Origin of the sequence: Pseudarthrobacter sp. NIBRBAC000502772 (genome assembly GCF_006517235.1) — a bacterium.
Classification (GTDB): domain Bacteria; phylum Actinomycetota; class Actinomycetes; order Actinomycetales; family Micrococcaceae; genus Arthrobacter.
In genome coordinates, this window is the sequence record NZ_CP041188.1 from 738,332 (window position 1) to 755,924 (window position 17,593).

17 protein-coding genes are annotated in these 17,593 nt (G+C 66.3%); 9 read left to right on the plus strand and 8 right to left on the minus strand.

Features of this window, described 5'->3' with window-relative positions; translation table 11 throughout:
- Nucleotides 1-18: 18 nt before the first annotated feature.
- A complete protein-coding gene (locus NIBR502772_RS03420) occupies nucleotides 19-1,644 on the minus strand; it encodes an ATP-binding protein (protein ID WP_246848677.1) in 1,626 nt (541 codons plus the stop codon).
- A 134-nt stretch (nucleotides 1,645-1,778) separates the two neighbouring features.
- Between NIBR502772_RS03420 and NIBR502772_RS03425 the strand changes: the two genes are divergently transcribed.
- From NIBR502772_RS03425 to NIBR502772_RS03435, 3 genes are all read left to right on the plus strand, one after another.
- Nucleotides 1,779-2,165 carry an STAS/SEC14 domain-containing protein gene (locus tag NIBR502772_RS03425; protein WP_141139087.1) on the plus strand — a complete coding sequence of 129 codons (387 nt, stop codon included), beginning with the start codon at nucleotides 1,779-1,781 and terminating at the stop codon, nucleotides 2,163-2,165.
- Nucleotides 2,166-2,219: 54 nt separating this feature from the next.
- Nucleotides 2,220-3,044, plus strand: coding sequence for a class I SAM-dependent methyltransferase (locus NIBR502772_RS03430; protein WP_210412383.1), 825 nt, complete (start codon nucleotides 2,220-2,222; stop codon nucleotides 3,042-3,044).
- 72 nt (nucleotides 3,045-3,116) lie between these two features.
- Nucleotides 3,117-4,241 (plus strand): glycerate kinase, encoded by a 1,125-nt coding sequence (locus NIBR502772_RS03435; protein WP_141139088.1) that lies wholly within the window; start codon nucleotides 3,117-3,119, stop codon nucleotides 4,239-4,241.
- 95 nt (nucleotides 4,242-4,336) lie between these two features.
- Here NIBR502772_RS03435 and NIBR502772_RS03440 read toward each other — a convergent pair whose 3' ends face one another.
- Both NIBR502772_RS03440 and NIBR502772_RS03445 read right to left on the minus strand, forming a co-directional pair.
- The gene (locus tag NIBR502772_RS03440) at nucleotides 4,337-4,999 is read right to left on the minus strand and encodes a DUF6766 family protein (RefSeq protein WP_141139089.1); all 663 of its coding nucleotides are present in this window, start codon (nucleotides 4,997-4,999) and stop codon (nucleotides 4,337-4,339) included.
- A 53-nt stretch (nucleotides 5,000-5,052) separates the two neighbouring features.
- Nucleotides 5,053-5,544 (minus strand): DUF6328 family protein, encoded by a 492-nt coding sequence (locus NIBR502772_RS03445; protein ID WP_141139090.1) that lies wholly within the window; start codon nucleotides 5,542-5,544, stop codon nucleotides 5,053-5,055.
- A gap of 143 nt (nucleotides 5,545-5,687) precedes the next feature.
- Between NIBR502772_RS03445 and NIBR502772_RS03450 the strand changes: the two genes are divergently transcribed.
- The 3 genes from NIBR502772_RS03450 to NIBR502772_RS03460 all read left to right on the plus strand — a co-directional run bounded on the left by NIBR502772_RS03450 (nucleotide 5,688) and on the right by NIBR502772_RS03460 (nucleotide 7,804).
- Entirely contained in the window at nucleotides 5,688-6,005 is a 318-nt protein-coding gene (locus tag NIBR502772_RS03450; RefSeq protein ID WP_141139091.1) for a hypothetical protein, read from the plus strand.
- A 123-nt stretch (nucleotides 6,006-6,128) separates the two neighbouring features.
- Nucleotides 6,129-6,947, plus strand: coding sequence for a GAF domain-containing protein (locus tag NIBR502772_RS03455; RefSeq protein WP_141139092.1), 819 nt, complete (start codon nucleotides 6,129-6,131; stop codon nucleotides 6,945-6,947).
- Nucleotides 6,944-7,804 (plus strand): SGNH/GDSL hydrolase family protein, encoded by an 861-nt coding sequence (locus NIBR502772_RS03460; protein WP_141139093.1) that lies wholly within the window; start codon nucleotides 6,944-6,946, stop codon nucleotides 7,802-7,804. The genes NIBR502772_RS03455 and NIBR502772_RS03460 overlap by 4 nt, the downstream gene beginning before the upstream one ends.
- 29 nt (nucleotides 7,805-7,833) lie before the next feature.
- Here the strand turns inward: NIBR502772_RS03460 and NIBR502772_RS03465 are convergent, their stop codons facing one another.
- Both NIBR502772_RS03465 and NIBR502772_RS03470 read right to left on the minus strand, forming a co-directional pair.
- The gene (locus tag NIBR502772_RS03465) at nucleotides 7,834-9,186 is read right to left on the minus strand and encodes a uracil-xanthine permease family protein (protein WP_141139094.1); all 1,353 of its coding nucleotides are present in this window, start codon (nucleotides 9,184-9,186) and stop codon (nucleotides 7,834-7,836) included.
- Between the two features lie 77 nt (nucleotides 9,187-9,263).
- A complete protein-coding gene (locus tag NIBR502772_RS03470; protein ID WP_141139095.1) occupies nucleotides 9,264-10,433 on the minus strand; it encodes a serine hydrolase in 1,170 nt (389 codons plus the stop codon).
- Between the two features lie 233 nt (nucleotides 10,434-10,666).
- Between NIBR502772_RS03470 and NIBR502772_RS03475 the strand changes: the two genes are divergently transcribed.
- Nucleotides 10,667-11,272, plus strand: a complete 606-nt coding sequence (locus NIBR502772_RS03475; RefSeq protein ID WP_141139096.1) for a malonic semialdehyde reductase — start codon at nucleotides 10,667-10,669, stop codon at nucleotides 11,270-11,272.
- 119 nt (nucleotides 11,273-11,391) lie between these two features.
- Here NIBR502772_RS03475 and pgm read toward each other — a convergent pair whose 3' ends face one another.
- Complete coding sequence (pgm, locus tag NIBR502772_RS03480) at nucleotides 11,392-13,062, minus strand: phosphoglucomutase (alpha-D-glucose-1,6-bisphosphate-dependent) (protein WP_141139097.1); 1,671 nt, start codon at nucleotides 13,060-13,062, stop codon at nucleotides 11,392-11,394.
- Nucleotides 13,063-13,350: 288 nt separating this feature from the next.
- Between pgm and NIBR502772_RS03485 the strand changes: the two genes are divergently transcribed.
- Together NIBR502772_RS03485 and NIBR502772_RS03490 are read left to right on the plus strand one after the other, a co-directional pair.
- The gene (locus NIBR502772_RS03485) at nucleotides 13,351-14,277 is read left to right on the plus strand and encodes a nuclease-related domain-containing protein (RefSeq protein WP_141139098.1); all 927 of its coding nucleotides are present in this window, start codon (nucleotides 13,351-13,353) and stop codon (nucleotides 14,275-14,277) included.
- Between the two features lie 78 nt (nucleotides 14,278-14,355).
- The gene (locus NIBR502772_RS03490) at nucleotides 14,356-14,979 is read left to right on the plus strand and encodes a DUF4190 domain-containing protein (protein WP_141139099.1); all 624 of its coding nucleotides are present in this window, start codon (nucleotides 14,356-14,358) and stop codon (nucleotides 14,977-14,979) included.
- A 367-nt stretch (nucleotides 14,980-15,346) separates the two neighbouring features.
- Here NIBR502772_RS03490 and NIBR502772_RS03500 read toward each other — a convergent pair whose 3' ends face one another.
- Together NIBR502772_RS03500 and NIBR502772_RS03505 are read right to left on the minus strand one after the other, a co-directional pair.
- Nucleotides 15,347-16,801, minus strand: a complete 1,455-nt coding sequence (locus NIBR502772_RS03500) for an amidase (protein ID WP_141139100.1) — start codon at nucleotides 16,799-16,801, stop codon at nucleotides 15,347-15,349.
- A complete protein-coding gene (locus NIBR502772_RS03505) occupies nucleotides 16,794-17,537 on the minus strand; it encodes a peptidase E (protein WP_141139101.1) in 744 nt (247 codons plus the stop codon). The genes NIBR502772_RS03500 and NIBR502772_RS03505 overlap by 8 nt, the downstream gene beginning before the upstream one ends.
- Between the last annotated feature and the right edge of the window lie 56 nt (nucleotides 17,538-17,593).

The window sequence follows — 17,593 nt, forward strand, 5'->3', positions numbered from 1 at the left end:
GGTGCCTCCTTTCCGGGTTCAGGTTCCGTGGGACGCGTGGGCTCCAAGGCGGAGGTTCACGGTGACAGTGGTGCCAACGCCCAGCTCCGAGGTTACGTCAATGCGGCCGCCGTGGCGTTGGACGATGTCCTGCGTGATGGCGAGCCCAAGCCCGGTGCCCGGAACCGCCCCGGACATCGCGTTCGAGGCGCGGTAGAAGCGGGTGAAGATGTGGGCTATCTCGTCGCTGGAGATCCCTATCCCGCTGTCCGAGACGCTGACCGTCGCCCAGCGGGTGCCGTCTGCATCTGCCCGCGTCAGGCTGACGACGTCGATCTGTCCGCCGCTGGGGGTGAACTTGATGGCGTTGGAGACCAGGTTCGTGAAAACCTGCTGCAGCTGAACCTCATCGGCAAGGATTTCCTGATCCTCCGAGGCGTGGGCCATCACAATGGCGACGTTCTGCACTGTCGCGAGCGGCCTGAGCGCGGCGGTGACGATCTCCAGAGTCCGAGCCAGCCGGACAGGGGTCAGGTGCAGCGGGCTTTGTTCATGCCCGTTGCGGGAAACGCTCAGCATGTCTTCGATCAGCAACCGCAGCCGTTCCGCGTTCCTGACCACGATGTCCAGCATCTGGTGGACCTCGCTGGACACGGGATCAGACGTATTCTCCTGGATCATGTCCAGGTACGCCATGATCGATGTCAGCGGCGTGCGGAGCTCATGGTTGACCGTGGCCAGGAAGTCGGTTTTGGCTTTGTCCAGCTGCTGGAGCTGCTTGACCACCTGCTGCTGGCTGGTGATCAGGTGGCTTTGGATCAGGCCGTGGGCGGTATTGCCTGCCACGTGCTGGATCAGTGCCAGCTCGGCCCGCGACCATTCCCTGGGCGAGTTAAGCAGGGCGATCCAAATGATTCCCAGGGACGAGCTGCCGTCCCCCATCGGGACGGCCACGGATGCCGCGGCGCGCAGCTTCGCGAGTTCGGCCGGCAATTGGACGTCGCCGGTGCCCAGCGGTGCGAAAGCTCCGTCCGCCGTCAGGGCCTCAGCCCGCGACCACAGTGCGTCAGCCGTCCTGCGCACCGGGTCTTCGTCCGTGAACAATCCTTCGGGCAGCGGAGCCAGGCCGGGCCGCTGCCACTGGGCGGTGATGGGTGGCACCCTGTCGTCGTCGAATGTGGTCAGCCAGACCCGGTCCGCGCCGAACGTCTCGCCGAACCCCCTGACCACAAAGTCGGCGATCTGTTGCGGATGGTTGGTGCCGCGGACCGCCGCGGATACCTGCCGCAGCCTTTCGCGGAGCGTCTCCGCTTCCTGCCGCGCTTCGTTCCGGCGGGAGACCAGGTTGATCAGGGCTGTGGCGCGGTGGACGAGTTCCTTGGCAGCAGGCGGCTTGGCGATGGAGTCCCGTACGCCGGCATGCTCCACTGACTTGACCTCTGCCGGACTGTCGAGATCCACGAGGACCAGCACAGGGGCGGTCGCGTCGACGTCGGAGAGTGAACTGTCCAGGATCAGGACGGAGGGCTCGCGCTGGTCCAGAAGCGCCGACAGGCTGGCGGCGTCGCCGGCAGTTTTGACCGTGAAGCCCGCAGCTTCCAGTGCCGCCGTGGTGGATTCCCGGCGCCCGGCGTCGGGGTCCGCAACGACAGCCAGGTATGGCACGGTTGCGAAATGTGGTGTGACCGCTGGCAAACCTGCCCCCTTCGCTCCTGAGTGAGCACCTGCTTGCTCCTGACTGAGTACATTGTAGGGTGACGAAGCACACCTATTCCTATAAGAATGCGCGGAGGGTAATCGTGACGAGTCAGCCTGCAGAAGCGGCCAAGGCGGACCTGACGCTGGATGAGCGGGGTGTTATCCAGCTGAAGTGGCCGCGGGGTGTGTCAATTACGGAATCCGACGCTGAGTCGGCCATGCAGAAGGTCAATGACCTGTGCGGCACCCGCCGACACCCCATGCTGGTGGATATGGCCACCACGGCCAAGGTCAGCCGGGGAGCCCGCACGGTTTTTGGCCGTCCCTGCCAGGCCTCGCGCATTGCGCTGCTGGGGGCGTCGCCTGTTGACAGAGTGCTTGCCAACTTCATCCTGGGCATCAACAAAGTGCCCTGCCCCACCCGGTTCTTTACGTCCCGAGACGACGCCATGGCCTGGCTGCTGAAGGAGCCAGCGGCCACCGCCTGAACGAACCCGCCCGGCCAAACCGCTGCGGCGTGTTCGGCGACCTATATTTGTACGATGCCATCCCCAGCGAAACCGGTGCTCGCCGCCTTGCGGAAGTACCTCATCCTGCCCAAACTGATCGCATTGTCCTGGTCGGCGCCCAAAAACAGGACCGTGGCCTGGGACAGGTATTGGGCCGGAATCGCCCGGACAGGCGCCCGCAGCGACGTTCTGTGGGACTCTGGCACGGACCAGGAGCTGCTGGGCTACCGGGACATCCTGCAGCGGCACTTCGATCCCAGTCTTCCCGTGGTGGATGTGGGGTGCGGGCATGGTGCCTTCAGCCGCGCGCTGACTGCTTTTTCACCGCAGGTGCTGGGCGTTGACGTGTCTGCACACGCGGTGGCCCGTGCCCGGGACGAATCGGCGGGCGTTGAGTGTGTCAGCTACCTGGCCCGGGACATGACCGAGCTGGGGGCTGCCTCCGGGCTGGTGGGATCCACGGATGCCAACGTCTTTGTCCGTGGCGTGCTGCACGTCCTGACCGAGGCCGATCAGGCCGCGCTGATGGAAAATCTGAGGCAGCTCGTGGGCGCCCGCGGCACAGTCTTTCTGGCGGAGACGAACTTCCAGGGCAACCCGGTGGAGTACGTCGCGCATCTGGGTGCGTCGCTGCGGAGCATCCCGGCCCCGCTGGAGCTCGCGATCCGGACACTGCCCATGCCGGGCCACTTCGGACCGCAGGAGCTCGCCCGTGTGATGCCCAGGGGCCGGTGGACGCTGGTGGAGGACGGGGCCGTGACCATCGAGACCAACCCGCTGATGGATGCCGGGGGGAGCAGCCGCATACCGGGCTACTTTGCGGTGCTCAAGGCCAAGGATCCCGACGCCGGCCGGTAGTGGGCGTCCCGTGCTGTCCGCATGCCGGATTGGGCAAGCGCTTTCCCAAAGTTGGCTGGCATGATGGACGGCATGCGCATTCTCATCGCTCCGGACAAGTTCAAGGGCTCGCTCACCGCCGCGGAGGCCGCCGCCGCCATCGCCGAAGGTGCGCTGCGCGTCTACCCGGACGCCGTCGCCAACCAGTTTCCAATCGCCGACGGCGGTGAAGGAACCCTGGAGGCTGCCGTTTCGGCCGGCTACGAGGAGCGGCTCAACGCCGTCGTGGGTCCCATCCTCGCCCCCGTGGGCGCCGCCTGGGCCATCCGGAAGAACGCCGACGGCGGTGCTACCGCCGTCATCGAGACGGCGCAGGCCTCCGGCCTGGCCGAGATGGAGCCCACCCCCGCCAACGCCCTGCGGGCCCACAGCTACGGCTGCGGACAGCTGATCGCCGCGGCCCTCGACGCCGGAGCCACCGAGATTGTGCTGGGCCTGGGCGGATCGGCCATGACCGACGGCGGCAGCGGTGCCCTGCGTGCGCTGGGCCTCAAGCCGCTGGACGCCGCCGGCAACGTTGTTCCGCTGGGCGGCGGATCACTCGCCGACGTTGCAGCCCTCGACACCACCGGACTGGACCCGCGGCTGTCCGCCGCCTCGTTCAGGATCGCCGTGGACGTCCAGAACCCCCTCTATGGCGCCACAGGCGCGGCCCACGTCTTCGGGGCCCAGAAGGGCGCCGACGACGAGGCAATGGAACAGCTCGACGCCGGTCTCCGCAACTGGGCGTCTGTACTCCGGGAGGCCACTGGCCGGGACGTCAACATCCCGGGAGCCGGGGCGGCGGGCGGCTTCCCGGCGTCGTTCCTAGCCTTCACCAACGCCCGGCTGGAAGGCGGGTTCGCGCTCGTCGCCGGGCTCACCGGCCTCGCGGGCCACCTGGACAACGCCGACCTGGTGATCACCGGCGAGGGTTCCATGGACTCGCAGTCGCTGACCGGCAAGGCCCCCATCGCGCTCGCCGACGCAGCCCGGGAACGCGGGATCCCGGTGATCGTGGTGGCGGGGCGGATCATGGTGACGCCCGAGGACCTCGCGGCGCACGGCGTGGTAGCCGCCGCGCAGCTGCTGGATGTCGCGGCCAGCCCGGAAGACGCCGTCGCCAACGCGGCAAAACACCTGGCCTGGGCTACCAGCCAGGTTCTGGAAGGCGCCTGAAGCCAGCCCCCCGGCAATAAGCGGCCCCGGCGGCAATCGTCCCCGGGCGGCGCTGGGCTTACGGCTTGGGCTGCGGCTGACTCGGCACGCGCCGCTCAGGCCCCGGTCTCGTAATGCGGCTCGGCCACCGGCTTGGACTCCGGTGAGCCCTTTTCTCGGAGGTAGACGGAGGCGCCCACCAGGACGGCCACGGCGAGGAATTCGCTTTGCCAGTTCTGGAAGGATTCGAACCAGAACCTGCTGGTGGCCAAGTACTGGAACAGGGTGACGGTGGGCTGCCCGTGGGTTTGCTGCTCCTCGTTGTAGGCCGACGTTCCGCCGGCGGCGTGCAGGCTGAACGAGGCAACAAACAGCAACAGCAGGAGGATGGACAGGGAGTGCTCATACAGCTTCAGCACCAGGCCGCCGCGCTTCACTGGCCACGGCGTGGCCTCCCTGATGGAGGCATCGCGCGGGTCCTGGTCCTGCGGGGCGGTCTTTCCCATGGGCTTGGATTCGGAGGATCCCTTCTGGAAAAGGAAGACGGTCAGGACCACGTACATGGCCATCTGCAGGAACTCGGACTCCCAGTTTTCAAAGGTGGCTTCGACAAAATCGCCCGTGGACAGGTACTCCAGAACCGTTACGCCCGGCTCGCCGTGGGCCGCCTGATCCTCGCTGTACGCTGCAGCCCCGGAGAGGATCATGCCAATGAAAAACGCCAGGAACAGCCCGGCGTTGGCGAGCAAAAGCCCGTGTTCTTTGACCCACGTGCGCATGTGCACTCCTTCGAATCGATCCCCGGCAACTTGCTGGCTTATTGACCTGGCTATTATTCGGCTGCGCGTCTATTGAGCCGTAGCGGGACGTAGATGAGCAGCACCAGGAGGACCGCCAGCAGGATTCCGCCGGCGGTCAGGCCGGCGGCGCGGCCGGCCGTCACATCAAAGACCAGGGCGGCTGTCCCGACACTGAGCATCCCCACGCCGGCCAAGGCAATTTTGGTAATGGTGTCTGCGCTGGAGACCAGGGTTTCCTTGAGCCTTTGGCGGAAGAGCCGGCGGTGGACGCTGACGGGCAGCAGGATAAAGGCGGTGGTCAGGGTCGCCATCACGACGTTGACGAGGTAGAGGCCCACCTGGAAATTGTCCAGGTCCTCGAACCGCTGCTGGAACGGCAGTGTCAGGAGAAAACCGGCCAGGATCTGGACCCCGGTCTGCAGCATCCGGAGTTCCTGCAGCAACTCAGACCAGTTCCGGTCAAGCTGCTCCTCGCGGGTTTCATTCCGGCCGGTGCTGCCGGTGAAGTCCTCCGCATCCGACATGTTTCTCCTTGCTCCAGGGCTAGGCGTGTGCTCCAAAACTAGGCTGAAGTTGCGCCAACGGCAACGTTTGATAAGTTTACTGATTATTTGCCGATTCAAATGATGAGGGCACGTCAGATTCACATCCGCAACAAGGAGGAACCATGAGTCAGGACAACCAGGGCACGGAACCGGACGAGGAAGTGGGCGGCTACGGCACGCCGACGGCGGAACAGGAGCTGGGCGGCGCGGAGACGAACGCTCCCGTGGTCGAGCCGGGGGAACCGCCCGTCCCGCGCGATGCCGTCGTGCCTTCCGCCGAGGCGGAGATCAACGACGCCAACGCCGATTCGCAGGGTTCTGGACCCTTCTCGTCGGAATCCGGACAGGATGCTGCCGGCCTGCCGGACGGCAGCGGAACCGACCGCGCCAAGAACAAATCACCGAACGACGACGGCGACGAAAGTTTCGACGCCGGGTAAGCACTGTCCTGTGCCCGGACTGCGGCTTTTATGTGGGTGGACCGCGCCCAGGGGGCCTTCACCGGACGTATCCTAGAAGCAGGTTTTGCAGTGGGCCACGCGTTTCGAACCTAGGCGTGGAACATGGCCGCGGAGACACCGGGGGAGCCGGGCTGGGAATCGCTTCCCGACCCCCAGGATGTGGTGTTCGACAGCACGGATGTTGAAGACTTCCTTGCTGCGGTTACCCGCGAGTTCATGCGCGACATCGATGGCGATGCCCGCGGGATCAGCTGGGCTGCCACCTTCTTCCGCCGCGGATCGGCCCGAACCGCCGCCGCCGGCACCCCCGCGGCCCGCGCCGCAGACGAAGAACAGTGCTCGTTTGCAGACGGACCCGTGCTTGAAGCCGTGCGCACGGGGGATTTTGTGCACCTGGCCGACGTCGCCCGCGACCGGCGATGGCCGGGCTATGCCAGTGCTGCCGCGGACCACGGCGTCAGATCGCTGCTGTCAATGCCGATTGCGGCCGCCGCCGGCTGGAGCGCCGCTCTAAGCCTCTACGCGTCCACTCCCCACGCCTTCACCAGCGAGGACATCATCAGGACGCGCCGGTATGCGCGGCAGGTTGCCCGGTCGCTGTGGATGGTGGTACGGGTGGCGGAGCGGGCCGAAGCCGGCGCGCAACTGGCGGTAGCCCAAAGCTCCATGGTGCTTATGGACCTGGCAGTGAGCGCCCTCAAATCCGATTACGGACTCGGCCATGAGGCGGCCCTGCAGTACCTCCGGACCGTCGCGCGGCACACCCGCCAGGGGCTTCGTGAGACCGCCTTGAATATTGTGGCTGCCTCGCGCCTGGACCCGGCCGGACGTGGCCAGGAAAACGCCCCTCTCCGGGGACTCGCTGGAATTGAAACCTCCTCCCTCAGCGAGGGACCCTACAAAACAGGGAGCACGGCATGAACGTCTGGAAACAGGACATTGCAGCCAAGAACACCGCTGTGGATCCGGCGCCCCACCCGTGGCACCGCCTCGTGGCACTGGGCGATTCCTTTACCGAGGGGATCGGGGATCCCGAGCCGCGCAGCGAGGGTGGTATTCGCGGCTGGGCGGACCGTGTGGCCGAGGAGCTCAGTGCGAACCAGCCTGATTTCGCCTACGCCAACCTTGCCGTCCGGGGCCTGCTGGTACAGCAGATCCTCGACCACCAGCTTGCCGCGGCGGTCGCCCTGAAACCTGACCTGGTCACGCTCTCCGCCGGCGGTAACGACATTGTTTTCCGGCGCAGCGATCCTGACCGGCTCGCAGAAAAAATCGACGACGGCGTGGCCCAACTGGCAAGGTCCGGCGCCACCGTGGTCCTCTTTGCCGGGCCGGACTGGGGTGCGACGCCGGTCTTCAGCCAGATCCGCGGCAAAGTGGCCATCTTCAACGAGAACCTCCACGCGGTGGCGGCGCGACACGACGCGGTCATGGTTGACCTGTGGTTCCTGCGCGAACTGTCGAACCCGGGCATGTGGGATCCGGACCGGCTGCACTTCTCGCCGCTGGGGCACCACACCATCGCCGCGGCCGTGCTGAAGGCCCTGGGTGTTGCGCACACCCTGGAGCCGTTGGAGCCTAAGCCACCGCTGCCCCGCAGCTGGAAGGAAGCCCGGACCGAGGACCTCATCTGGGCCCGGGAATACCTGGTTCCGTGGGTGATCCGGCAACTGAAGCACCCCGCAGCAGGGGAGCTGACCGCCAAGCGCCCCGAGCCGCGGCCGGTCTTCGGCATCGGAACCCCGCCCGGACCGTTCATCGGCGGTCACGCGGCCTGACGCAGCAGCCGGACGCAGGTGCGGACGGGTCAGCGCTTCTTATGCGCGCGTTTCGCTGCTGCGTTGACGGCTGCCTTGACGGCGGGAGGCAGGCCCGCATGCTCCGTTTCCGGTTCGGCCACCGAGCCGCGTGCCTTCGCGATGGCTTTCATTCCGTGGTAAATCACCAGGGCGGCGGCGGAGCCGAGGGCGATGCCCGTGAACGTCAGCTCCCCGATGGTCCATGTGTAATCCGCGATGCCGATGATCAGCGCGACGGCGGCGGTGGTCAGGTTCACGGGGTTGGAGAAATTCACCTTGTTCTGCACCCAGATCTTGACGCCCAGGATGCCGATCATGCCGTACAGCATGGTGGCCGCTCCGCCCAGCACGCCCTGCGGGACTGTGGCAATGAGTTCGCCGAATTTCGGCGAGAAGCTCAGCACAATGGCGAAGACGCCGGCAACCCAGTACGCCGCCGTCGAATACACCTTGGTGGCCGCCATAACGCCGATGTTCTCCGCGTACGTGGTGGTGCCTGAGCCGCCGCCGATGCCGGCGAGGACCGTGGCGGCACCGTCGGCCATCAGCGCGCGGCCGGAGACGCCGTCGAGGTTCTGGCCGGTCATGGCCGCCACGGACTTTACGTGCCCGATGTTCTCGGCCACGAGGACCAGCACCACGGGGACAAAGAGGCCAAGCACGCCCACGTGGAATTCGGGGGTCTGGAAGTGCGGCAGGCCGACCCAGGCGGCGGCCTCCATTTTTTCGTAGCTCACTTCGCCGCGCAGCATGGCCACGAGGTACCCCACCACCACGCCCACCAGGATGCTGAGCCGGCCGACAATTCCGCGGAAAAGAACGCTGACCAGGATGATGGTGGCCAGCGTGATCACGGCGGTGACGGGGGCGGCGTCGAAGTTCATTTTCGCCGCGGGGGCAAGGTTCAGGCCGATCAGTGCCACGATGGCGCCGGTGACGATGGGCGGCATCAGCCGGTTGATCCAGCCCGCGCCGAACTTCTGCACGATCGCGCCGATCAGGGCAAGTGCGACGCCGGCGAGCACCACTCCGCCCAGCGCGCCGGGCACGCCGAACTGCTGCTGGGACGCCATGATGGGCGCGATGAACGCGAAGCTGGAGCCGAGGTAGCTGGGAACGCGGCCCTTGGTGATCACCAGGAACAGCAGCGTGCCGATGCCGGAGAAGAAGAGGGTGGTGGCCGGCGGCATGCCGGTGATGATGGGCACCAGGAAGGTGGCTCCGAACATGGCCACGACGTGCTGCATGCCCACGCCGATGGTCAGGGGCCACGCCAGCCGCTCATCCGGAGCAACCACATGGCCGGGCTTAATCGATTTGCCGGTGCCGTGGAGCTTCCATTTCATTCCGAGCATGCTCATGGTCGGGGCCTTTCAAGGGGGTTGCCGCTGGGGCTGGGATCTTCCGGTGCAACAATACCGCGCGGCCCGGTCCGGGTTCAGCAAGTGCTGTCGAGTGCCTTCCGCGCGATCCTCAATACTTCCCAGGCCAGCTCATTGCTGGGCGCGTACGGGGTGAGGTTTAGCGGTCCAGGTGGATACGCCAGATTAATGGTCAACTGGCGCCTGGCGTCCGGGGTTGTCAGGGCCATCGTTCCGTATCCTGCCGTGTCGCCCGGGTGGCCGTAGTAGAAGCCGCCTTCACAGGCGTCGCCCCACCGCTCGAGGCCCAGCCCGTAGCCCTCGGGCGCCAGAAGCATCTCTTTGACGGTGGCCGGCTTCAGGAGCCGCCCGTCCATTAGGGCAGCGTAGAACGTGTTCAGGTCGCCAACGGTCGAGACCAGGCCGGCCGCGGTGTCGCCGATGAGCCCGGCCAGGTACGTCGTGTCGACGCGAACGCCGTCGATGGTGATGTAGCCGTGGACCATGGTTGCGGGTGCCGGGCCGGGTCCCGTCAGGTGGGTGCCGGTCAGCTTGAGGGGTTCGATAGTGTCTGACCGGAGGACCTCGGCGATGGGCTGGCCGCGAAGGCGCTGCACCATGAGGCCAAGGGCAATGTAGTTCGCGTTGGCGTACTGCATGCCACCGCCGGGAGTCAGCACCCAGGGCACGCTGGCTGTCAGGGCAAGAATTTCTTCAGCCGTGATGGGCTGCGTCAGCGCCTGCTGCAGCGTGCGCGACGTCAGCTGCGGGTCGTAATAGTTGGGCATTCCGCTGGTGTGGCGCAGGAGATGCTCCACCGTGACAGGGCCTGGCGGCTTCATCAGGGTGTCGAATTCGGGGAGGTGTCGTCCCACCGGGTCCTGGAGCTGGATGATGCCTTCCTCGACGAGCTTGAGGACCGAAACGGCCACCATGGACTTGGTGACACTGGCGACGTGGACCGGGTCGTTGACTTCGGCCGGCGTCGATGTTTCGAGGCTGCGGACCCCGCGAGCCGATGAAAAGACCTCGCCGTCGATCCGTGCCTCGATCAGGACTGCCGGGGCTCCGAGGTCCAGCATCCTTTTGCTGAATTCCTCAAGGATGGTTCGGTATGTCACGGTCGCTCGGGTGACCTGCACAGGCGCCGGCGGTGCCGCTGTGCAGCCCGTCAGCACGACTGCCACGATGGCGGCCAGAGCGGCGGAGGACCGGATCCATGATGGGCGCTTCCGAGGCTCCGACATGTAATCACGTCCCTGCTGGGGTCGGGCGGCGCAGGGAGCACGATCAGGCAGGCTGCGCCTTTACCGCCCATGTTCCTCAGGCTTTCTGGAGGGGTCAAGCAGAAATCCCGCCTCCGCTGTGGTGAACGTCACCAGCCGTATTGGGAAGAGGTCCGGCCTGCTTGAAGTTACAACTAAGGAAAGCAGACCGCCGGCCCATCATTTGCGATGAGCGGCCCAGCGAAAGGTACGCCATGACTATTGCCCACGAAGAAGCGGTTATCGATTCGGCCGCCGTCGACGCCATTTTTGCCGAGGCCCGCACGGCCAACTCCTTCACCGGTGAGGTGACCGAGGACCAGGCCCGCGCCATCTACGAGCTCACCAAGTTCGGCCCCACGGCTTTCAACTCCCAGCCCCTCCGCGTGACCTACGTCCGCTCGGACGAGGCCCGCGCCACGCTGGTGGACACCCTGGCCAACGGCAACAAGGCCAAGACCGCCTCCGCGCCGCTGGTTGCCATCCTCAGCTACGACACCGCCTGGGCCGAGCAATGGGACAACTTCCTCCCCGAATACAACGCACCCAAGGCCATGTACGACGCCGCCCCGGACCTGGCTGCGTCCACCGGCAACAACAACGCCCACCTGCAGGCCGGCTACTTCATCCTGGCCGTCCGGTCCCTCGGCCTCGCAGCCGGCCCGATGACCGGAGCCGACTTCGGTGCCATCGACGCCGCGTTCTTCCCGGCCGGCGACCAGAAGAGCTTCCTGGTGGTCAACATCGGCCAGGCCGGCGCAGACGCCTGGGGCGCAGCGAAGCCCAAGTTCAGCTACGAGGACGTTGTCCGCACCGTCTGACGCTCTCTTATTTAATGCGGCTTTAACACCGACGCTCTCTCACTTTCCTCAAGAAAGTGAGAGAGCGTCGGTCATTTAAGCGCATCTAGTGAGAGAGCGTCTGGTCTTTTTTGGGGAGGCTAGGCGATGACGCCGTCTACCAGCGCCTTGGCTTCCGCCTGGACCTGCTTGAGGTGCTCCTCGCCCTTGAAGGACTCGGCGTAGATCTTGTAGACGTCCTCGGTCCCGGACGGGCGTGCGGCGAACCAGGCGTTCTCCGTGACCACCTTGAGCCCGCCGATCGACGCGCCGTTGCCGGGCGCCTCGGTCAGCTTGGCGGTGATGGTTTCGCCGGCCAGTTCAGTTGCAGTGACGTCCGACGGCGAGAGCTTGCCGAGTGCCGCCTTCTGCTCCCGCGTGGCTGCTGCATCAATGCGCGCGTAGACGGGAGCGCCGAACTGGTCGGTCAGGCCCTTGTACAGCTGCGATGGCGACTTGCCGGTGACCGCGGTGATCTCCGAGGCCAGCAGCGCCAGCAGGATGCCGTCCTTGTCGGTGGTCCAGACGCTGCCGTCCAGCTTGTTAAAGGAAGCGCCGGCAGACTCTTCGCCGCCGAACGCGCCTTCGCCGGACAGCAGCCCCGGCACAAACCACTTGAAGCCCACAGGGACCTCAACCAGTTTGCGGCCCAGGCTTTCCGCCACACGGTCGATGATCGAGGACGAAACCAGGGTCTTGCCCACCACCGAGTTGGGGTTCCAGCCGCTGCGGTTGCGGTAGAGGTAATCGATGGCGACGGCGAGGTAGTGGTTCGGGTTCATCAGGCCACCCACCCCGTCGATAAGAGGTGTAACGATGCCGTGGCGGTCGGCGTCCGCGTCGTTACCGGTGGCGACGTCGAACGCGGCTGAACTGCCGCCGTCGGACATCCTGTTGATCAGGGAAGCCATGGCGAACGGCGAGGAGCAGTCCATCCGGATCTTCTCGTCCCAGTCCAGGGTCATGAACGCCCACTGGGGATCCACGGTGGGGTTCACTACGGTCAGGTCCAGGTGGTGGCGCTCGCCGATCTCGCCCCAGTAATCCACTGCAGCCCCGCCCATGGGGTCGGCGCCGATGCGGACACCGGCCTCGCGGATGGCGTCCAGGTTCAACACGGACGGGAGGTCGTCAACGTAGCTGCTGAGGAAGTCGAACTTGCCGGTGCTGTCCGCGGCGAGGGCGTCGGCGACAGGGATGCGCTTCACTCCCCGCAGGTCGTTTTCGAGGAGTTCGTTGGCACGGTTGGCGATCCAGCCCGTGGCGTCGGAATCGGCCGGGCCGCCGTGCGGAGGGTTGTACTTGAAGCCGCCGTCTCCGGGCGGGTTGTGGCTGGGCGTCACCACAATGCCGTCCGCTTCCGGAGTGCCGGGCTGGCGGTTGTTGTTGTAGGTGAGGATGGCGTGGCTCAGTGCCGGTGTGGGGGTGTAGCCGTGCCGCGCGTCGACCATCACGTGCACGCCGTTAGCTGCGAGAACCTCCAGGGCGGAGTTCTGCGCCGGCTCGCTGAGGGCGTGGGTGTCCTTCGCCAGGAACAGCGGGCCGGTGATGCCCTGCCCGGCGCGGTACTCCACGATTGCCTGCGTGATCGCGACGATGTGCTTTTCGTTGAACGACGCCTTGAGGCTCGATCCGCGGTGCCCGGAAGTGCCGAACGCCACGCGCTGGCCGGGATCACCCAGATCCGGCGTGATGTCGTAATACGCATCGAGGAGCGCAGTGATGTCAACAAGGTCCTGGGGTTGGGCAACTGTGCCCGCGCGGCTAGCCATGGCACCAGCATGCCAGACGTGGGCTGGAGTCAAAACGCGCGGTCCATAATCCGGTCCCTATGACGCGGAAAAGTCCCCGCCGGACGCTCGGCAGCAAGTAGTTAAAGCAAGTACTGGCCCCAAAAGTACCTATATACCGGCTCCCCGCGGCGCTGCTACGTTCGGAAAAGCTCAGGAAAGACTGCCCGACGGCGGGGAGCGCCGCCGTCGGGCAGTGCGGTAAGTGTCTGGCACTGCAGTAAGTCGCACACTGCGGTGAGTTGGCATGCGGGAGCCAGGGGGTACGTCATGGGGGCAGGAGACGGCGCGGCCGAGCAGTCGAGGCTTGCTGCAGAACGGGTGCAGCGGCTGAAACGCCAACTCGATCAGGCCGAACGGGCCACGAAGCCGTGCGACGCCGGTGCTGTTGGCGAACGGCTCGTGGCGGACAGGTTGGGCCTGCTCATTCCGCACGGCTGGTACCTGCTGAACGACGTCCGCTGGCCCGGGCGCCCCAAAGCCATCCTTGACCATGTGCTGGTGGGTCCCGGCGGGGTGGTGGTGGTCGATGCCAAGAACTGGACCGGCGAGGTCAGTGTCGCCGCCGGGGTCCTGTGGCAGGGCCGGTTTGCCAGGACGCAGTCGGTTGACGGGGCATTGGCGCAGTGCGCCGCCGTCGCGTCCGTGCTGGCGCCGCCCCACCGGCGGTTCGTCCGCCCGTTGATCTGCCTCACCGGGCAGCCGGACTTCTTCGGCATCACCAATTCAGACGTCGCCGTGGCAGGGGCAGACCGCGTTGTTGCTGCCGTCCTGGCGCTGCCCCCGGTGCTGGACCAGCGGACGGTGGTGGGCCTGTATGCGCACCTCGGCGAGCAGCTCACGCAGGAATCTGTGGCGGAAAGTCCTGCGGTGAACTCGCTGACCGTGAAGCCGCTGACCGTGAAGTCACCGACCGTTAAGCCACCGACCGTGACGTCACCGACTGTAGAGCCGGCGGGCGGAGGGCCGCCGGTGGCTGGGCCGCCGCGGTCCGGGCAGACAGGGGGCCGGAGCGGGCCCCGGCAGCCCGCCTATCGCACCCGCCGTGGGGCGCGTAGTGGGACGGGCAGCGGCGGCTCGGGACGCGCCAGGAAGTCGAAGGCGCAGCACGACGCGGCCAGTGGAATGACCCGGCTGATGTTCCTGGCTGCCTTTGTGGTTTTTGCCGTCTACGTGCTGCCGTATTGGGGACGGTAGGGCTGGATGAGGGCGGCTGTAGGCCTGTAATGCAGGCGGCGGTAGGCTGGGAAGCGAAGACTTCGAATGGGGAAAATCATGACTGACCAGCCAACTCCGCGCCCTGATTCGCAAGGGTCCGGTGCGGGACCCGGCGATTCGCCGGCAGGCTACGAGCCGCCGCAGTTTGTGCCGCCCCATGGCCCAAGCATTCCGGCGCCGCCGCCGTATGACCAGAACCCGTACGGCCAGAATCAGTTTGACCAGAACCCGTACGGCCAGAATCAGTTTGGCCAGGACCAGTACAGCCAGAACCAGTACGCCCAGCCAGGCCAGTACAACCAGCCTGGTGCGTACAGCCAGCCTGGCGATCCGTACAGCGCCACATATGCCCAGCCTTCGAGCCCCTACGGCCAGGGTTCCAGCCCTTATGGCCAACCGGCGTACGGACAACCCGCGTACTACGGTATGCCGGCCCAGGAGCCCAAGGGCCTGAGTATCGCCAGCATGGTGCTCGGCATTTCCTCGGTCATCCTTGGCTGGTTCATGATTCCGCAGATCGCCGCAGTCATCACCGGCCATCTGGCCCTCCGCCGTGAACCCTCTGGCAAGGGTATGTCCATCACCGGGCTGGTCCTGGGCTACCTTTGCCTGCTGGGTTACGGAGCGTTCTGGCTGCTCCTGATTATCGGGCTGACATACGCTTCCAGTTACGGGTACTGATCCCGGGCTAAAGCAGGATGCCAGGCAGCGGAAAGGCCCCCGTCAGGGGGCCTTTCTTCAGGTGGGCCTGACTCGCAAAATCAGACTCTCTCGCGCCTGCGCTCAGCGGCCGGTTCCTGGGCTTCGTGGGTCCTCCGGCGACGCGGGAAGGCCCAGAAGGTGAAGTCCTGGGCCGTGTAATGCGGCTCCGGACGGTCCGGCGGTGTTTCCTGGCGCGCTTCGGGTTTCCGGTCGGCTTCTCTCTTGTTACGCCACCCGAAATCCTCCATCGATGAATAGCACATCACAGACCTCCTCATAGTGACTGCCCCTTAATCGTCCTCCGGATCGGCCCCGGAGTCGACACCCGGAGCCGTTCAAACTGGCATCAGAAGCCGAGCTGGGCCGCCACCTGGAGAAGGAGCAGTTCCGATCCCGCCCGCCCTACAAGCTGGATCCCCATCGGCAGGCCATGCGCGGGTTGCCCGCCGGTCCAGTGCACGGGAATGGTGATGGCAGGCAGGCCGCAGACATTCACCATGGAGGACCACGGGGCGAATTCGCACTGCCGGCGGTAGTCGCCGTCGGCGTCCCCGGGCCATTCTGCTGCCGGCCACGGTTCGTCGCCGTGCGTGGCGCCGGTAAACCAGCCCACGGGGCGCGGCGTCTGCGCCAGGGCCGGCATCAGCATCAGGTCCCAGCCGCCGTACTGCGTGATCGTGTCACGTTCGAATTGCCGCAGGAACGCCACCGATTCATTGAGTTTTGCGGCGCTGCGCTGCTGGGCCCGGCGTCTGAAGGTGCGGGTCAGCGGGGCCAGAAGTGCTTCGCGGTGCGGACTGATCCGGGCGGTTCCGACGGCGGCGGTCCACGCGGTGGTGAAGGCGTCCGGGTAGCGGTTGTCGTAGCGGATGGCGGCTTCGCTGACGGCGTGCCCGGCATGCTCCAGCATTTCGGTGCCCGCCTGCAGCGCGGCCAAGGCTTCGGGTTCGGGCGTGAACGGAAATGTGGCGAACCAGGGGCTGTCCAGGGTCAGGCCTATGCGCAGCGGGCGCGGCTCGTGTGCCACGGCGTCGAGATAACTGCTGTCACGGGACGGTGCCAGAGCATCCATCAGCAGGGCCGAGTCGGCTGCGCTGCGGGCCAGGGGCCCCGCTACAACCAGGCGGGCGGGGTCGCCTGAACTCTCGCCCGACGGCACCACGCCGCGGCCGGGTTTGAGTCCCACGAGGCCGCAGGCGGCGGCCGGGATGCGGACCGAACCCCCGCCGTCGGTCCCTGGCGCGAACGGAAGCAGGCCAGCGGCCACCGCGGCAGCGCTGCCTCCCGAGGAGCCGCCGGAACTCCGGCTCGGGGCATGGGGATTGCGCGACGGCGGTGCGATGCGGTTTTCGCTGTAGGCCGTCAGCCCAAACTCCGGAACCTGGGTCTTGCCCAGTGAGACCACACCAGCGGCCTTGAGGACTGCGGCGAGGGCGCCATCGGCGGGCGCCGGTTTGTGGTCAAGTGCAGCGCTTCCATGGGTGGTCACCACGCCGGCGACGTCGGTCAGGTCCTTGAATGCCACCGGCATGCCGTGCAGAAGTGGCAGGGCGCCCGCGCTGCCTCCGGAGTCCCGCGCGGAGTCGTTCCCGGAGTCTTTTCGGAACTGGATGAACCGGGCATCGGCGGCGGCTGCGTCGGTCATCGCCTGATCCGCCGTGACCGTGACAAAGGCGCCCAGCAACGGGTTCTGCTCTGCGATCCGGGCCAGGAAATGGGCTGTGGCTTCCCGCGCTGAAAGCTCTCCCGCGCGGAGCGCATCCCGGAGCCGAACAGCCGGCAGTTCGTGGATGTCAGCCAAGGAAGCGAGGCTCCAGGCGCCTCTCGGAAGCGGTGGTTCCATCCGCTCCACCGGCTTCCGCGGTGACGATGTAAGCGCCCTTGCCCCGTACCTCGGCAACCGCTTCCACAAGTTCCGTGCCGTGGTAGACCAGCCCCACGCCGTCGTCCGTGCAGTGCGTTTCTCCGAGCGTTCCGTCAGCCACGAGCCGGTGCACCAGCGGGCGCCGCCTTTCCTCTGAGTCGTAATGGACGCCATTGGCGTACGGGAGGAAGGCCAAGCCATTGGTCACTGCACGCAGCTCCGGCCCAAACGAATCAGTGGTGCCGCCCTGGAACCAGCAGATTGATCCGGCCGAAACCCCCGCCAGCACAACTCCGTGCTGCCACGCGCGGTGGAGGATGCCGTCCAACCCGTGGGCACGCCAGACGGCAAGCAGGTTCACCACGGAGCCGCCGTTCACCCACACCACGTCCTGTTCCAGCAGATGCGCCTCCGGGTCTGCGTGGTTTGGCATGGTGAAGAGGTTGAGGTGGCTGAAGTCGAAGCCCGCCAGCCGCGCGGCCTCATCCATTTCCGCATTGAACCCTCGTTGATCTCCGGCGGCCGTACCCACGTGGGTGACCCGCGGCGGCCGTCCGCTGGCTCCGGAAAGCTCCACGGCGTAGTGCAGCAGGCGGTCAAACTCCAGGCGTGTTCGAAAACCCTGCCTGTAGCCTCCAGACGTGGCCAAGATGGTGGGCTGCTCAGCGGGCAAGGATCCTCCTACGGGTCTTCAACAGCGTAACTTGTCCCTGGTTTCGGGATCGGCGC

What these genes read in the sequence shown, in the direction of transcription:
- NIBR502772_RS03430 (WP_210412383.1), top strand. Translation starts at nt 2,220, where the DNA reads ATGCCATCCCCAGCGAAACCGGTGCTCGCCGCCTTGCGGAAGTACCTC.
- NIBR502772_RS03435 (WP_141139088.1), top strand. Translation starts at nt 3,117, where the DNA reads ATGCGCATTCTCATCGCTCCGGACAAGTTCAAGGGCTCGCTCACCGCC.
- NIBR502772_RS03440 (WP_141139089.1), bottom strand. Translation starts at nt 4,999, where the DNA reads ATGCGCACGTGGGTCAAAGAACACGGGCTTTTGCTCGCCAACGCCGGG.
- NIBR502772_RS03445 (WP_141139090.1), bottom strand. Translation starts at nt 5,544, where the DNA reads ATGTCGGATGCGGAGGACTTCACCGGCAGCACCGGCCGGAATGAAACC.
- NIBR502772_RS03450 (WP_141139091.1), top strand. Translation starts at nt 5,688, where the DNA reads ATGAGTCAGGACAACCAGGGCACGGAACCGGACGAGGAAGTGGGCGGC.
- NIBR502772_RS03455 (WP_141139092.1), top strand. Translation starts at nt 6,129, where the DNA reads ATGGCCGCGGAGACACCGGGGGAGCCGGGCTGGGAATCGCTTCCCGAC.
- NIBR502772_RS03460 (WP_141139093.1), top strand. Translation starts at nt 6,944, where the DNA reads ATGAACGTCTGGAAACAGGACATTGCAGCCAAGAACACCGCTGTGGAT.
- NIBR502772_RS03465 (WP_141139094.1), bottom strand. Translation starts at nt 9,186, where the DNA reads ATGAGCATGCTCGGAATGAAATGGAAGCTCCACGGCACCGGCAAATCG.
- NIBR502772_RS03470 (WP_141139095.1), bottom strand. Translation starts at nt 10,433, where the DNA reads ATGTCGGAGCCTCGGAAGCGCCCATCATGGATCCGGTCCTCCGCCGCT.
- NIBR502772_RS03475 (WP_141139096.1), top strand. Translation starts at nt 10,667, where the DNA reads ATGACTATTGCCCACGAAGAAGCGGTTATCGATTCGGCCGCCGTCGAC.
- pgm (WP_141139097.1), bottom strand. Translation starts at nt 13,062, where the DNA reads ATGGCTAGCCGCGCGGGCACAGTTGCCCAACCCCAGGACCTTGTTGAC.
- NIBR502772_RS03485 (WP_141139098.1), top strand. Translation starts at nt 13,351, where the DNA reads ATGGGGGCAGGAGACGGCGCGGCCGAGCAGTCGAGGCTTGCTGCAGAA.
- NIBR502772_RS03490 (WP_141139099.1), top strand. Translation starts at nt 14,356, where the DNA reads ATGACTGACCAGCCAACTCCGCGCCCTGATTCGCAAGGGTCCGGTGCG.